The organism is Aeromonas sp. R4-2, assembly GCF_040908295.1.
In the GTDB taxonomy this organism is placed as follows: Bacteria; Pseudomonadota; Gammaproteobacteria; order Enterobacterales; family Aeromonadaceae; genus Aeromonas; species Aeromonas veronii.
This window is the reverse complement of record NZ_JBFODL010000015.1, coordinates 151,457-165,755: the sequence shown is the minus strand read 5'-3', so window position 1 is coordinate 165,755 and position 14,299 is coordinate 151,457. Positions and strand designations below refer to the sequence as shown.

Annotated in this window: 11 protein-coding genes and 3 tRNA genes; 4 read left to right on the top strand and 10 right to left on the bottom strand. The window is 61.0% G+C overall.

Going from position 1 to position 14,299, the window contains the following annotated elements:
- Positions 1–3: 3 nt before the first annotated feature.
- The 3 genes from AB5Y99_RS14760 to AB5Y99_RS14750 form a co-directional block, all read right to left on the bottom strand.
- Positions 4–80, bottom strand: a tRNA-Met gene (locus AB5Y99_RS14760).
- A gap of 88 nt (positions 81–168) precedes the next feature.
- Positions 169–245 (bottom strand) — tRNA-Met (locus AB5Y99_RS14755).
- Positions 246–339: 94 nt separating this feature from the next.
- Positions 340–416: transfer RNA gene (locus AB5Y99_RS14750), tRNA-Met, on the bottom strand.
- A 196-nt stretch (positions 417–612) separates the two neighbouring features.
- Here AB5Y99_RS14750 and glgX point away from each other — a divergent pair.
- Entirely contained in the window at positions 613–2,676 is a 2,064-nt protein-coding gene (gene glgX, locus AB5Y99_RS14745) for a glycogen debranching protein GlgX (RefSeq protein ID WP_368210020.1), read from the top strand.
- 105 nt (positions 2,677–2,781) lie between these two features.
- On the opposite strand, the gene AB5Y99_RS14740 is transcribed toward glgX, so the two are convergent.
- The 3 genes from AB5Y99_RS14740 to AB5Y99_RS14730 form a co-directional block, all read right to left on the bottom strand.
- Positions 2,782–3,501, bottom strand: coding sequence for a hypothetical protein (locus AB5Y99_RS14740; protein ID WP_088868835.1), 720 nt, complete (start codon positions 3,499–3,501; stop codon positions 2,782–2,784).
- Between the two features lie 198 nt (positions 3,502–3,699).
- On the bottom strand, positions 3,700–5,337 hold the full coding sequence (locus AB5Y99_RS14735; protein WP_069555949.1) for an ATP-dependent endonuclease: 1,638 nt from the start codon (positions 5,335–5,337) through the stop codon (positions 3,700–3,702).
- Between the two features lie 262 nt (positions 5,338–5,599).
- Complete coding sequence (locus AB5Y99_RS14730; protein ID WP_257697293.1) at positions 5,600–6,478, bottom strand: helix-turn-helix domain-containing protein; 879 nt, start codon at positions 6,476–6,478, stop codon at positions 5,600–5,602.
- Positions 6,479–6,651: 173 nt separating this feature from the next.
- Here AB5Y99_RS14730 and AB5Y99_RS14725 point away from each other — a divergent pair, with 173 nt between their 5' ends.
- Both AB5Y99_RS14725 and AB5Y99_RS14720 read left to right on the top strand, forming a co-directional pair.
- Positions 6,652–7,569 carry a DMT family transporter gene (locus tag AB5Y99_RS14725; RefSeq protein WP_257697292.1) on the top strand — a complete coding sequence of 306 codons (918 nt, stop codon included), beginning with the start codon at positions 6,652–6,654 and terminating at the stop codon, positions 7,567–7,569.
- Positions 7,570–7,638: 69 nt separating this feature from the next.
- Complete coding sequence (locus AB5Y99_RS14720; protein WP_236376847.1) at positions 7,639–8,505, top strand: LysR family transcriptional regulator; 867 nt, start codon at positions 7,639–7,641, stop codon at positions 8,503–8,505.
- A gap of 76 nt (positions 8,506–8,581) precedes the next feature.
- On the opposite strand, the gene AB5Y99_RS14715 is transcribed toward AB5Y99_RS14720, so the two are convergent.
- From AB5Y99_RS14715 to AB5Y99_RS14700, 4 genes are all read right to left on the bottom strand, one after another.
- Complete coding sequence (locus tag AB5Y99_RS14715) at positions 8,582–9,358, bottom strand: TSUP family transporter (RefSeq protein ID WP_257697291.1); 777 nt, start codon at positions 9,356–9,358, stop codon at positions 8,582–8,584.
- A gap of 181 nt (positions 9,359–9,539) precedes the next feature.
- Positions 9,540–10,295 carry a tRNA-uridine aminocarboxypropyltransferase gene (locus AB5Y99_RS14710; protein WP_069555953.1) on the bottom strand — a complete coding sequence of 252 codons (756 nt, stop codon included), beginning with the start codon at positions 10,293–10,295 and terminating at the stop codon, positions 9,540–9,542.
- Positions 10,296–10,468: 173 nt separating this feature from the next.
- Positions 10,469–11,680, bottom strand: a complete 1,212-nt coding sequence (locus AB5Y99_RS14705; RefSeq protein WP_257697290.1) for an ROK family transcriptional regulator — start codon at positions 11,678–11,680, stop codon at positions 10,469–10,471.
- 132 nt (positions 11,681–11,812) lie between these two features.
- Positions 11,813–13,480 (bottom strand): methyl-accepting chemotaxis protein, encoded by a 1,668-nt coding sequence (locus AB5Y99_RS14700; protein WP_150996364.1) that lies wholly within the window; start codon positions 13,478–13,480, stop codon positions 11,813–11,815.
- A gap of 123 nt (positions 13,481–13,603) precedes the next feature.
- Here AB5Y99_RS14700 and AB5Y99_RS14695 point away from each other — a divergent pair, with 123 nt between their 5' ends.
- Positions 13,604–14,059, top strand: a complete 456-nt coding sequence (locus AB5Y99_RS14695) for a YchJ family protein (protein WP_075115082.1) — start codon at positions 13,604–13,606, stop codon at positions 14,057–14,059.
- Positions 14,060–14,299 lie beyond the last annotated feature (240 nt).

The window sequence follows — 14,299 nt, the reverse complement described above, 5'->3', positions numbered from 1 at the left end:
AGTTGGTTGCGGGGGCCGGATTTGAACCGACGACCTTCGGGTTATGAGCCCGACGAGCTACCGAGCTGCTCCACCCCGCGTCCGAATTGTCACCCCCAAGCCGAGCAGTAGCTTGTTGGCGTTTGTCTGCTTTCGACTGTTTACACAATCGCAGGCTGACGAAAAAGTTGGTTGCGGGGGCCGGATTTGAACCGACGACCTTCGGGTTATGAGCCCGACGAGCTACCGAGCTGCTCCACCCCGCGTCCGAATTTTTCTCGAAATGGCCGAGCAGTAGCCAGTTCGATTTCTCCTTTTCCACCAACCGGTTACACCGGTTTGACTAGTCAGGATCTCAGATGGTTGCGGGGGCCAGATTTGAACTGACGACCTTCGGGTTATGAGCCCGACGAGCTACCGGGCTGCTCCACCCCGCGTCTGAGGTCGCCAATAATAGGCGCCAGCGCACAGATTGCAAGTAAATATCTCAAAAAAAGTTTATTCGTAGATTAATCGGACAAATAGTGCGGTCATTAGCAGCATCATGCTGTTTTTTCAGGCAATCGAGTCCTTGCCAGGCATCCGGCACTACACTCAATAAGGTGAACACTCCTCATTTTGGGTAGGTAGAATATGCGCATCTCCGCCGGTCACTGCCGTCAGTTGGGGGCCACACCCGACAGTAACGGCGTCAACTTCGCGATCTGGGCACGCCTCGCCAGCCGGGTCGAACTGCTGCTCTTCGCAAGCGCAGAAGATGCGACCCCCGAGGTGCTCCCCCTCTCCCCGCGCCTAAACCGCACCGCCTACTACTGGCATATCCATGTGGAGGGGATCTCGGTCGGGCAACGTTACGCCTATCGCATTCAGGGCCCGTGGCGCCCATATGGCGGCACCCGCTTCGATGCCGAGAAGGTGTTGCTCGACCCTTACGGCCGCAGCATCGAGCTTGGCGCCAATTACGATCGATGGGCGGCGGCCCGTCCAGGCAGCAATCTGGCTTGTTGCGCCAAGAACAAGGTGGTCGATACTCGCCACTACGACTGGGAAGGAGACAAACTGCCCGCTCACTCCCTCTCCCGCTCGGTGATCTACGAGCTGCATCTGGGGGGCTTTACCAAGTCCCCGAGCTCCGGGGTCGATCCGGCGCTGCGTGGCACCTATCTCGGGCTGATTGAGAAGATCCCCTACCTGCAATCTCTCGGTGTCACCGCCGTCGAGCTGCTGCCGGTGTTCCAGTTCGATCCTCAGGATGCGCCCAAAGGACTCTCCAACTACTGGGGTTATAGCCCCATGTCCTTTTTCGCCCCCCACGCCCAATACGCCTGCGGCGATGATCCGCTGACCGAATTTCGCGACATGGTCAAGGCGCTGCACAAGGCCAATATCGAGGTGATCCTGGACGTGGTTTACAACCACACCGCCGAAGGGGGAGATGATGGCCCCACCTTCTCGTTTCGTGGCATCGACAACGAGGCCTACTACATCCTCGACAACAACCAGAAGGACACCAACTATTCGGGCTGTGGCAACACCTTCAACGGCGCCCATCCGGTGGTGCTGCGGATGATCATGGACAGCCTCCACTTCTGGCGTCAGGAGATGCACGTCGATGGCTTTCGGTTTGATCTGGCGGCCATTCTGTCGCGGGACGAGTCGGGTCAGCCGCAGGCCAATGCGCCGACCCTGCGCACTATAGATACCGACCCCAACATCGCCGACATCAAGCTGATTGCCGAAGCCTGGGACGCGGGGGGGCTCTATCAGGTGGGGTCACTGGCCGGCGCCCGCTGGCGTGAGTGGAACGGCCAGTTCCGGGATGATGTGCGCCGCTTCCTACGCGGGGATGACAACAGCGTCACTGCCTTTGTCGAGCGGCTGTGCGGCAGCCCCGACATCTACCACTACCACCACGCCGATCCCGAGAAAAGCATCAACTTCGTTACCTGCCACGACGGTTTTACCCTGTGGGACTGGGCCAGTTACAACAGCAAGCACAACGAGGCCAACGGGGAGGAGAACCGTGACGGCTGCGATCACAATTTCAGCTGGAACCACGGCCACGAAGGGGTAACGGAAGATCCCCAGATCAACGCCCTGCGGATGCGCCAGGCCAAAAACATGATGGTGGCGACCCTGCTCTCGGTGGGCTCCCCCATGCTGCTGATGGGAGACGAGCTGCTGCGCACCCAGCGGGGCAACAACAACGGCTACTGCCAGGACAATGCCACCTGCTGGATGAACTGGCTGCCCAATGCCCGCAGTCAGGAGATGTTCCGCTTTATGAAAGAGCTGATCCAGTACCGCAAACACCTGTTTCAGCGTCCGGAGCAGGAGAGCATGCCGCTATCGCTAACCGAGATCCTGCGCCACAGCGAGATCTGCTGGCACGGGGTCAACGCCGGACAACCGGATTTCAGCCCCCACTCCCACGCCATCGCCATGTCGGCGCTGTCGAGCGAAACCAAGCTGGCGCTCTATGTGCTGTTCAACGCCTACTGGGAGCCCCTCACCTTCAACCTGCCGAGCCCGCCAAAGGGGGTCGGCGGCTACTGGCGACGGATCCTCGATACCGCCCTCCCCTCGCCGCAGGATATCTGCACCTTCGGCATGCCGCTGGAGGGATTGACCCGGGAGTATCTCGCCCAACCGCGCAGCAGCTGCCTCTTTATCTGCGGGGCAGACGATTTCTATTGATCGATAGCTGCTTGATTGCTGCGAATGGATTGCTGCGATTCCTGCAAGCCAGATATGCAAAAGCCCCGAGTGTTGGCTCGGGGCTTTCTCTTTTCAGCGCCAGTGTCAGATCAGCTGGTGCAACACACTGGTAGCGGCAATCTGGGCGATCAGCAGGCCACACAGGGAGGTGGAGACCACCACTGGCGCAGTATCACGCTGCAAATATAGCGGGCTGAACCAGAGCAGCAGAGAGGCCACCAGCAGCGCTGCCTGGGTCACCACCGCCGGGATCAGGGCATCAAGATTGGCCTCACCCCCTTGCCAGCCCACCAGCACTGCCAGCCAGACAAGGCTGGCCATCGCCCCCACCAGACCGGCCAGCGGCAACAGGGTGTTGAATGCCTTGAGACGATGACGGGCCCGCAGCAGCATCAGGTGGGCAAAGGCCGCCCCCAGCATCGCCATCTGCAGCAGACCGCTTACCCAGCCCTGCAGTTGCAGCAGCCCGATGCCATAGAGAGCGAGCGGCAACGCCGGTAGCCAGAGCAGTGTCGAGGGGACTGAACGCTTGCCCTCCAGCCGTGACTGGGCCAGCGACAAGCCAACCCCGAGCACCAGTGCGGCCCCACCACTCCAGATGAGCCAGCTGGCCGCCTTGGCCTCTACCGCCAACATCAGAGAGAGAGCGGTAATAACCCAGATGGAGAAGAGCTGCTGACTGATGCGCGAGCGCTGGCCAGGGCAGATATCACCGCGCCACAGCACGATACCGAGGGCGATCAGGGCGCCAAGCGCCATCAATCCGGTAAGGGGAAAGAGCCAAAAAGGGAGTTGGACGAACACGACGCCTCCAGCAGTAAAGATTCGAGGTGCGCCACCGGGGCGCCAGAGAGGGGCGAGTATACCCAAACCGAGGGCTATCCCCAATCGCGACAAACAATCGTGGGCAAACAATCCGGGGCAATTTGCCGCCAGCAGGGCCCACCTTGAAGGGCGCCCTGCTGGCAGCCATGTCCATAGTGACGGGATGCGGCGCTGGTTTTAGCCCTGACCACGGGCCAGCGCCACCACCCGGGCAAACATCTGGCGGATCACCGGCGGAATATGCTCGGCGCCGAGCCGCTCCGCCTCTTCCACCACCGCCAGCGCCATTCCCGGCTTGCTGCGGTGATGGATCGCCTTGTTGATGATGTGACTGGCGCTCCACATGGCGCGCCCTCCCACCCCGGCCTCGCGGCGAAACACAGCTTCAAAACCGTTGTGATAGAGGTAGTGCTCGATGTCGGCGGCAGGGAGCTGGGTCAGTCGGTCCCGCTCCCGCTCTCCCTTGAGCTGGCCCCGGGCCGAGGTGGCATACTTGAGCCCCGCCTCGTCGCCATCGGTCAGCAAATGCCACTCGATGCCAAAATCCCGCGCCACCTTGATGAGCGGCGACTGGCCGCACTGGGCAAACTCGATGATCCGTACCCCCTCGGCCCGCAGACTGTAACCGCAGATCTGCGCCAACTCGGAGAGCAGCCAGATCTCGGTCTCACCCTCCACCAGCAGCCAGCAACGGGCAAACAGCGACATGGGGCGGTTGATCCGCACGTGGAAGGCGATCTTGCGCAGATCGTCGCTACTGTAACGCTCGCCCCCCAGCTGGTGACAGAGGATATCCTGCTGACGGCGCACCAGCCGCCGCACCTGATTGAGCGGCAGGGAAGAGAGCAAGTCTCCCGAGTTGGTGGTGAGCAGCTTCTGGCCCGGCAGTTGTTCCAGCAGCCCCCACGCCAGCGCCAGCATGGTCGGGTGCAGCCGGCTCTCAGGATCCTCCAGGATCATGATGGGACGGGCCCCCTCCTCCAGCTCGCGGTTGCCCCGCGCCTGCAACAAGGTAGCCGCCATCCCCGCCATCGCCAGCTGCAGCGCGCGGTTATCGGCGCGGCGCAGCAGGGTATGCAGGTTGCCCGGGTTTCGCAATGTCATGGGGCGATTGATGATGTCGCGCTGACTGCGCGGCTTGTTCTTGATGGGGGCCAGAGCGTTGAAGTAGTGATCCATCAGCTGGCGCACCGCCTGCAGCGCCTCTTTGAGCTCCGGCTCGCCGATCCGCTGGGGTTCGTCGATCAGCTTGTCCGCCAGCTCGCTCAAGCGATGCTCGGAGAGATCTCCCCACTGCAATGTCTCCACCCCGTTGCGAGCGGTACGGGCGTCCCGCAGCCGGAACACCGGGTTCATGGTGATGAGCAGGCAGACAAGCTCGTGGGTGTTGGCGATGGGCAAGCTCTTGCCTACCCCGTCGAGAAAGTCGTGAATGGTTAGCACAGAGCCATCCGCCTGCAGCTCGGCGCTGGCGCGATAGTGAATGCGGTGGAATTTGTCCTTGTGCAGCACCCAGGAGGGGCAAAGACGGGCCAGCCGACGGGAGTGCTGACACATCTGGGGTCTGTGCTCACTGAAGGTGAGCACCAGTTGCAGGTGGCGCGCCGGGGCCAATTCAGGATCTTCCGGTTGGTGAAAATCCTCGGCGGTGAACTGATAGGGCTCGGCATCCTGCCCCAGCAGACACCAGAGGGCGCGCAGCAGGCTCGATTTACCCCAGGTATTCTCGCCGATCAACACTGTGGTCTGATCCAGCCCGAGCGACAGGCGATTTATACCGCGAAAACCTTTGACTTCAATACGTTCCAGAAACATCCAGCCATGTCCACATCATTGTGATGGGGCAATAGTGGCAAAGTTACCGGAAAAATCCTATCGCAGGCGGGGCTTTTTCAACGTGAACTGTGAGGCACTGCAGGTTCGGGAGGGGTAACGACAGCGGTGCGATCTTGCGGGGCATTCCAGTGGCTGAACCAGAGATGACGGGTACGGATTTGACGTTTGCGATAATTCAATGGGCATTCCTTTCAATGGATAAGTGGTAGAGAGTACACCTCTTTTGCCCAAAGTCTCAGGGTTATCTGTGACGAGAAGATGACAATTGCGCCCGCCACTGCCCCGGCGTCAAACCAAACGCCTCGCGAAAACGATTACCGAAATGGGCCTGGGAAGAAAAGCCACACTGACTGGCGATGCTGGCCAGCGGCTCGGGGCCAGCCAACAGCTGCTTGGCCCGTTTGAGCCGCAGCCCAAGCAGATAACGATGGGGCGGGCAGCCGAGACTCTGGCCGAACATGCGGGCAAAGTGATACTCGCTCAGCCCCGCCTGCTGGGCCAGCTCTGCCAGCGTGACCGAATCGGCCAGATGGGCCTGTAGATACTCCTGCATCCGCTTGATCACCACGGGCGCCAGCCCGCCGCGCAGAGGCGGCAGGCCGGGAGCCTCCTCGGTGTGGTGGCGATAGGCGTGGAGGATCAACATCCAGGCGCCGTGGGAGAGTGCCAACCGATCGACCCCGTGCTGCCACTGCAGTTGCATCAACTGGCGCTGCACAAGCCCGGCCGCCTGCGGATCGTCGATAAAGGTCTTGTCCACCAGTTGCAGGTGGCGCCCCTCCTTGTCACACGCCTCCTCGGCGATACGGGTGAGGTGAGCCGGGGTGAAGTAGAGATGAAAGAAGCGAAACTCTTCGCGCACCAGCCACTCGGATCTGTGGTGATCCGGCATGATGCACACCTTGCCGGTGCCGCCGTGGCCACCCGGCCCATCGAGTCGCTCGGTCTGCTCGCCTCCTTGCAGATAGACGCTCAGGGTGTGGTGGCCCGGCTTGTGATAGCGGGTCTGGTCATAGCAGTTGCGCCAACTGGCGACGCCAAGCCCGGGTTCGAGCCAGCAAGCGTCCTCCAGCCGGGCGCCGGTGCTGACCAGTGCATCAAATACCCCTGCTGTTTTCATTCGCCCCTGCCGCCTGTTCCGGTTATGTGTACGGGTTATCCCGCTGCCATCCATCTTACCGACCGCGCCCGCAGATGACAGCGCGTGACGATGAAAAACCGCAAGATGGTGCAATCCAGCCATCAGGGCTCGCCCCATAGTGGGTCATCTCTCCCTGACTCACCGGAACTGTGATGAATCTGATGCTCTATCTTGCCACCGTGCTTATCTGGGGCAGCACCTGGATTGCCATCGCCTGGCAACTTGGCCCCATCCCCATCGAGGTGTCGGTGCTCTACCGCTTCCTGCTGGCGGCGGTTGCACTGTTTGCACTGCTCACCGCCAGCAGCCGCTTTCCGCGCCTCCCCTGGCATGGCCAGCGCTATGCCGCACTGCTCGGTGCCCTGCTCTTTTCCACCAACTTTCTCTGCTTCTACCACGCCACCCGTTATATCCCGAGCGGCATGTCGGCGGTGATCTTCGCCAGTGCCAGCATCTTCAACGGCCTCAACCTCTGGCTGTTCGAGCGCAAGCGCCCCACCCTGCGCTGGTTGCAAGGCTCCTTGCTGGGACTCTTTGGCACCCTGTTACTGTTCTGGCCGGTGCTGGCGAATGCGCAACTGGGTGCAAACGGCTGGAAGGGGCTGCTGCTCGCCTGCGGCGGCACCCTCTGCTTTTCGCTGGGCAATCTGGTCTCGGCCCGGGGCCAACGCCACGGCTACCACGTACTGCAACTGGTGCCCTGGGGCATGGTTTACGGCGTGGTGCTGTTGCTGGGCTGGGTCACATTGCTCGGGCAGCAACTGGTGGTGCCGACCGATGGCCACTATCTGGCGGCCATGGTCTACCTTGCCCTGTTTGGCTCGGTGATCGCCTTTACCGCCTACCTGACCCTGGTGGGGCGCATCGGTGCCAGCAAGGCCTCCTACGCCACCGTGCTCTTTCCGTTGGTGGCGCTTACCCTATCTACCTTCTATGAAGGCTTTGTCTGGCAGCCGGTCTCGGTGGCCGGAGTGGTGATCAGCCTCATCGGCAATCTGGTGATCTTCGCGCCGCCCTTAAGTGAATGGCGCATTCGATCGGCCAAGGCAGCAAACGACCCTTGCTCCTGAACCAGTCAGCCCCTAAGGTAGCGCTGATCAATCTGTGACGGTGCTGATGGCGATAAACAAGGGGGCGAGATGTTACTGGAAGGGCTGGAGACGCTGGGCCTGCTGGCGAGCGAAGGGACCATGGCCAAGGTGGCCAGCCGCCTCTATATCAGCCAGTCGGCGGTGAGCAAGCGGATTGCCCAACTGGAGCTGCGCCTTGGCAAGAAGCTGATCGAGCCGGAGGGGCGCCAGATCCGCCTCACCCCGCAGGCGCAGGAGCTGCTGGAGCGAGTGGCCCCGAGTCTGGCAGAGATGAAGGGGGTGCTTGCCGATAGTCAGGATCTGGCGGATCAGAGCCCCCTCCCCATCGCCTGCTCCGAAACCCTGCTGGCCGGTTATCTCGCCCACTTTATGCGCGACTATCTGGAGCGCGATCCCCACCTTGCCCTCTCTACCCACCACACCCCGGTCATTCTGGCGCGGGTGCGCAGCGGTGATGCCCTGCTCGGCATCTGCGCCGGTCGGCTCCCACCCGGCCATGGCCTCGGCGCCGATCTGCTGCTTGAGGAGCCCTTTTATCTGGTGGGCGAAACGCAGCAGAGCCTGCCACCAGCCAGCGCAGAAAGCAGGCGCAAGATCCTCACCATGGATCTGGAGAACCCCTCCAACCGCTACCTGCGCGAACCGCTGGCAGATATGGGATTGGAGCCCACCATGGAGCTCGACTCCTATCTGGCGCTCATCGAACTCGCCAAGGCAGGCATTGGCCCTGTGCTGCTCCCCGCTGGCCTGCTGGGGCTGGTGGGAGAACAGGGGGAGATGGCGCGCCCACTGCCCGGACTGGGCCGCCCCCTTCATCTGGTCTACCGGCCAAACAGCCTAAAACGAGAGCGGATCGCCAGGCTGGTGAGCGCCCTGCACCAACACTTTCGCCACCGCAGCGACACACCGCGCTAGCCATGTAAAACACCAGATATGACAACGGGACCCTTGGGCCCCGTAAACATCCGATTTATCGCACACTCGCCGCGGCTCAGATCCAGGCAAACAGCCCCGGATACTGGCTCCACACCAGCTTGGCAGACATCAGCAAGGAGACGGTCACCAGCAGCGGCTTGATAAGCTTCACCCCTTTTTTCAGCACCATCTTGGAGCCGAAGCGGGCCCCAATGAACTGCCCCAGCGCCATGCAAAAACCGACACTCCACACCACCTTGCCACCGAGCGCAAAGAACAGCAGGGAAGCGATATTCGAGGTGAAGTTGAGCAGCTTGGTATGGGCGGTGGCGCGCGCCATGCCAAAGCCCGCCAGCGCCACGAAACCAATGGCAAAAAACGAACCTGTGCCCGGCCCGAAAAACCCGTCATAAAAGCCGACACCGCCCCCCACCAGCAGCGCAAACAGCATGGGAGTCAGACGGCGGGAGCTCTCGGCATCGCTTACCCGCGGCGAGAAGTAGAAGTAGCAGGCAAAGGCCATCAGCAGGAAAGGGAGCAGGCGCTCGAGAATGGCCGCGTCTATGGTCTGCACCGCCAGCGTGCCGATAGCCGCACCGATAAAGGTGCAGATCACCGCTGGCCAGATCATGGCCCACTCCAGCAGCCCCTTGCGGGCATAGAACCAGGTGGCGGAGAAGGAGCCAAAACTGCTCTGCAGCTTGTTGGTGCCAAGCACCAGCGCGGGCGGCATACCGGTGGCCAGCAGTGCAGGCACCGTCAACAGGCCGCCGCCACCGGCGATGGCATCGATAAAGCCGGCGACAAGCGCTACACCGAACAGGGCAAACAGAGTAACCAGTTCCAATTCCATCCATAGACCTCACGAGAGTGGGTTGCCCGAAGGGTCGAGCAACCGGAGATAACCAAAACGACGTTGTGCGGGGGGCTGCACAGGCTGTCCGCTATCCTAACGGGCCACTGCCCATGAATCTAACGAAACAGTGGCAGCCAATTGATTCCTGATTTTCATTTATTTGAGCTCAGAGGGCCCGTTAGCAAGCCGGTGAAGCGACGTTCGCTTCCTTGATGGCCGCCAGCGCCTCACAGAGATGATCCTCATCGGCACTGGGGAAACGGCTGACCCGACCGGCCATGTAGCGGCTGCTGAACAAGTTGAACCAGTGCTGCAGTGCCTGCCCCGCCTTGAGCTCCCCCGCCACTTCCAGCACGCAGGCCGCCACTTCGGCGGTGCAGAGGTGCTCATCGCAGTTGGCGACCCGCATACCGTAGGTGGAGAGCGTATCGGGTTTGATGGCGAGCACCGGATAACCGTCCAGATAGGGGCTCTTGTTGAACATCTTGCGCGCCTCCGGCCAGGTGCCATCAAGCAGGATAAAGAGCGGTTTTTTACCCGGTGCCAGCGTCACCTCGCCGGTCAGGCGGGCAGGCGCCTTCTCGCAAGCGGGAAAGACTACATAGGGCTGCCAGGCCGGATCGGCCAGCAGGGCCAGCAGCTCGGGATGGGGCTGGGTGCGCGACCAGAGAAACGCCCAGGTGGTATCCGGCAACACATCGGCGATCAGGCGACCGGTGTTGGAGGGCTTCATCGGCTCGCTGTCATACATCAGCAGGCAAAAACCGGCCTCGGCTTTGAGCTCGGGGCGCCACTCGCAGGCACACCAGTCCTCGCGCAGCTGACAGGCCGGACAGCGAGCCAGGGTGCCGCCACGGGCAAGAAACGGTCGGGTAGAGATACTCTTGCGCCAAGCCCGCAGGCGGTTGACGGCGTGATCAGGAACAGGCTTCATCTAGGTTCACAACTGGAGTCAAAACAGGAACGGCAGCGGTGCCAACATGTCATGGCGCCACAGAGCACGATAACAGGGGGCTGCCGGAAAAGCGCAAGATTGTACCGAGTTACGCGCTGGCGGAACAGCAATCCGTGCCCCTTTCGCCAGACACAGAGCCAACACCTCTTGCCTTACGAATCCTGACAGCTGCGCAGCAGCTCCAGCAACAGGCTGCCATCGCGCAGTGCCTTGTGCACCTGCACCGAGGTGGGCTTGGTGGGATCTTCGTAGAAGTGGGTGGATTCAATCTGCAGCCGCACCAGATATTCGGCGGGCAGCTGGCTGGCCAGCGACTGGTGCAACATGGGGAACAGCAGCCGATCGGCACGGGTGATCTCGCCCCCCAGCAGCAGCTTGCCCGGATTGAGCAGGCAGATGAGATTGGAGAGTACCTTGGAGAGACGACCCGCCGCCTGATGGAGAATATCCTGACAGAGGCCGTTGCCCGCCAGCGCCAGCTCGCACAGCTCGCGGATGGTGACGCTCTCGGGCAAGTCGTGCTCCTGCATCCGCTCGCGCAGATCCCGGTATTGCGCCTCCAGCGCCTGATTGGTCACCAGGGTGCAGGCGCAGCCAAAACCGCCGCAGTAGCAGCGCTGGCCATAGGGCTCGAGCTGCAGGTGGCTGAGATCGCCGAGCAGCGCATTCTCGCTCTCGATGAGCTGACCATTGACCACCATGCCGACCCCGATGTCGTTGTGGACAAACACCAGCACCGCATCGGCACAATTTTTGGCGGCCCCCCACTCCCGCTCAGCCTGGATCCAGGTGCGCACGTCACCGCTTACCAGCACAGGTACCGAGAACGCCTGTTGCAGAGTCGGGCCAAGGGGCCAGTTGCGCAGATCGTAGAAGGGGAAGTGCTTGACCATGCCGGAGTGGCGCTCTACCTGACCCGGCAGACAGAGGGCAATGCAGGCCAGACTGAGGGACTTTCTCGGCAAAAACACCTTGATGGCATGCACCAGACTGCCCAGCAGATCGGCGCGCTCCTCCTCGGTAAAGAGGTGGCGCTGGCGGGCCAGCGAACGGCCGGAAAAGTCAAACAGCGCCATATCCACGTAGCCACGGCCGAGACGCATGGAGAGAAACTGGAAGCGGCGCTCGTTAATGCGCAGCAAGGTCTGACGACGGCCGCGCCCCACTGAACTTTCACCACAGGTGACCACCAGCCCCCCATCGAGCAGTTCCCGGGTGATCTTGGTGATACTGGCTGGCGAGAGACCGGTCAGGCGGGAGAGATCGGTGCGCGACAGCTCCTTGTGCTCTTCCAGGCTGGCATAGACCAGGCCGTAGTTGAGCTGCCGGATCAAATCGATACTACCTTTCACGATCTCATTCATAGGGTATGGGGCAAAGGCTGAAAAAAAGAGGCTGGCAATTTTCACACATTATTGGTCAATCCCCAAATAAAGTGCGGCCTGAACAAGGGGTCAGGCCGCATCTTGTGGTTGCCGTCACGGACCATTACAAGATCAATAACGGAATTGCGAGACCAGTTTGCGCAATTTGTCGCCGGTACTGGCCAGATCGCGGGTGGTGCTGTTGGATTCCACCGCCGCGCTGGTCAGCTCGCTGACAATCTGCTGAATGGCCACCAGGTTCTTGTTGATCTCCTCGGAGACTGCGTGCTGCTCCTCGGCGGCGGTGGCGATCTGGATGTTCATGTCGTTGATGGTACTGACCGCCATCACCATGCTGTCGAGGGAGCTGGCGATATGGCTCGCCTCCTGCACCGTCTCCTGGCTGCGATCCTCGCTCGCCTGCATCACCTCCACCGCCTGCTTCACCCCGCCCTGCAGACGTTGCAGCATCTCGTTGATCTCCTTGGTACTCTGTTGGGTACGACCGGCCAGCGAACGCACTTCGTCCGCCACCACCGCAAAGCCCCGCCCCTGCTCACCGGCGCGGGCCGCCTCGATGGCAGCGTTCAGCGCCAGTAGGTTGGTCTGCTCGGCAATGCCGCGAATGACCTCCACCACCGAGCCAATCTTGGCGGTCTCTTGCGCCAATTGTTCGATAACGCCGGAGGCAGTATGTACCTCCCCCACCAGCCGATTGATACTGTTGATGGCCCCGCTCACCACCCCCCGGGCGGCGTCCGATTCACGGGCCGCATCGCTGGTTGCTGTCGCGGCATTGGAGGCACTGGCCGCCACCTCCTGCGCGGTGGAGCTCATTTCGGTCACCGCGGTGACCACCTGATCGGTCTCGCGACTGTGACCCTGCATCTGATGGTCATAGTGCTCGCTCAGATGGTGCAACTTGTCGACCGCGCTGAAGAGGTGGTTGCTGGTCTCGCCCACCTGACTCACCACCGACTGGATCCGCTCGACAAAGCGGTTGAAGGCGCTGGCCAGCTGGCCAATCTCGTCCTGACTCTGCACCTTGAGGCGCTGAGTCAGATCCCCGTCGCCGTTGGCGATATCGTTCAATGCCAGCACCGCATCCGCCAGCGGCTTGGTGACCCGGTTGCCCACAATGATGGTCGCCGCCAGGGTAATACCCAGGATCAGCAGGATCACCAGCACACTGCTCTGCAACGAGGCATGCATGTTGCTCTCGCGCTCTGCCCGCAAGGCCGCCAGCTCGTTGTCGATATCATCGATATAAAAACCGGTGCCAATGGCCCACTGGTATTTGTCCAGCACCAGAGTAAAGGCCAGTTTGGGAGCATCGCGACCGATAGAGGGCTTGGCCGTCCAGTATTCGGTAAAACCATCCCCCTGGCGGGCCGACTTGAGGATCTCCTGGATCAGCAACTTGCCCTTGGCATCCTTGTCGTTCCAGCGGTTTTTCCCCTCCAGCTCGGTACGCACCGGCAGCAGTATGGTGTTGCCCTCGAAGTCATAGACAAAGAAGTAGCCATCACTGCTGTAACGCAGCGGCCTGAGCAACTCTTTGACCTTTTGACGATTTTCCGGTGAATCCGGCAGGGAATACACGGCATCGACGGCGGTTTTGGCCATCATGATGTAACTGCTGAGCAGCGCTTTACGCTCCTTGATGGCATTTTCCCTCGCCACCACCAGATCAGACTCCAGATCACTCTTGGAGACCATGTAGTTACTGAGATTGACCACCAGGGCCATCAACAGTACGGGGACTGCACCCAGTAACAGGATTTTCTGCTTTAGCGTCATCTTTCACATCCTTGCAGCTGTTTTTATTGGAATTCCTTGCTTACTCGTCAGTATAGGTGCTGGCAGGGCGAGCCCAGCTTTCGTTACAATTCCCTTAAACAAATCGGCCTGAACGTGAAAATCATGAATCTTTGTCCTTGCGGCTCAACCCTTTCTCTCGAATTGTGCTGTGGCTCACGTCACAGTGGCGCAGTGGCTGACACCCCGGAGCAGCTGATGCGCTCGCGCTACAGCGCTTTTGTGCTCGGTCTGGGAGAGTATCTGGTCCATAGCTGGCACCCGGCCCACCTTGGCGGTCTCACCGCCGAAGAGCTTTCACGCATCGACACCCGCTGGGATGGTCTCGAGATTATCGCCAGCCAGGGCGGCCCGGAGGATGAAACCGGGATGGTGGAGTTCAAAGCCTGGTTTCTGGAAGGGGATGAGCGTCACTGCCTCCATGAGCGTTCTCGCTTCGTGCGTTATCAGGGGCGCTGGGTCTACACCGAGGGAGAGCAGGATCCGGCGCCCCTCAAGGCGGGGCGCAACGATCCCTGCCCCTGTGGCAGCGGCAAAAAGCACAAGAAGTGCTGCGGCTGACGCATCACACACCCATCAGACTCATCAAACAGTGACAAGGGGCATCCGATGCCCTTTTTTGTGCCTGTTATTCGCCACCAGCCCATTAACCGCTGTGATAACAAGCGTGACAAATGTCACATAATGCTCATTAACGCGCGAGCAAATGAGCGTTTGCGAGCGCAAATTTGGCCCATATCAAACATTTCCACTCAGAAGTAGGCCACACTGGCCTCATCTGGAAGAGATGAGACGGGCAAC

Bases quoted from the DNA above. Each gene is read 5' to 3' on its own strand.
- glgX (WP_368210020.1), top strand. From the start codon at position 613: ATGCGCATCTCCGCCGGTCACTGCCGTCAGTTGGGGGCCACACCCGAC.
- AB5Y99_RS14735 (WP_069555949.1), bottom strand. From the start codon at position 5,337: ATGTTTCTGGAACGTATTGAAGTCAAAGGTTTTCGCGGTATAAATCGC.
- AB5Y99_RS14730 (WP_257697293.1), bottom strand. From the start codon at position 6,478: ATGAAAACAGCAGGGGTATTTGATGCACTGGTCAGCACCGGCGCCCGG.
- AB5Y99_RS14725 (WP_257697292.1), top strand. From the start codon at position 6,652: ATGAATCTGATGCTCTATCTTGCCACCGTGCTTATCTGGGGCAGCACC.
- AB5Y99_RS14720 (WP_236376847.1), top strand. From the start codon at position 7,639: ATGTTACTGGAAGGGCTGGAGACGCTGGGCCTGCTGGCGAGCGAAGGG.
- AB5Y99_RS14715 (WP_257697291.1), bottom strand. From the start codon at position 9,358: ATGGAATTGGAACTGGTTACTCTGTTTGCCCTGTTCGGTGTAGCGCTT.
- AB5Y99_RS14710 (WP_069555953.1), bottom strand. From the start codon at position 10,295: ATGAAGCCTGTTCCTGATCACGCCGTCAACCGCCTGCGGGCTTGGCGC.
- AB5Y99_RS14705 (WP_257697290.1), bottom strand. From the start codon at position 11,680: ATGAATGAGATCGTGAAAGGTAGTATCGATTTGATCCGGCAGCTCAAC.
- AB5Y99_RS14700 (WP_150996364.1), bottom strand. From the start codon at position 13,480: ATGACGCTAAAGCAGAAAATCCTGTTACTGGGTGCAGTCCCCGTACTG.
- AB5Y99_RS14695 (WP_075115082.1), top strand. From the start codon at position 13,604: ATGAATCTTTGTCCTTGCGGCTCAACCCTTTCTCTCGAATTGTGCTGT.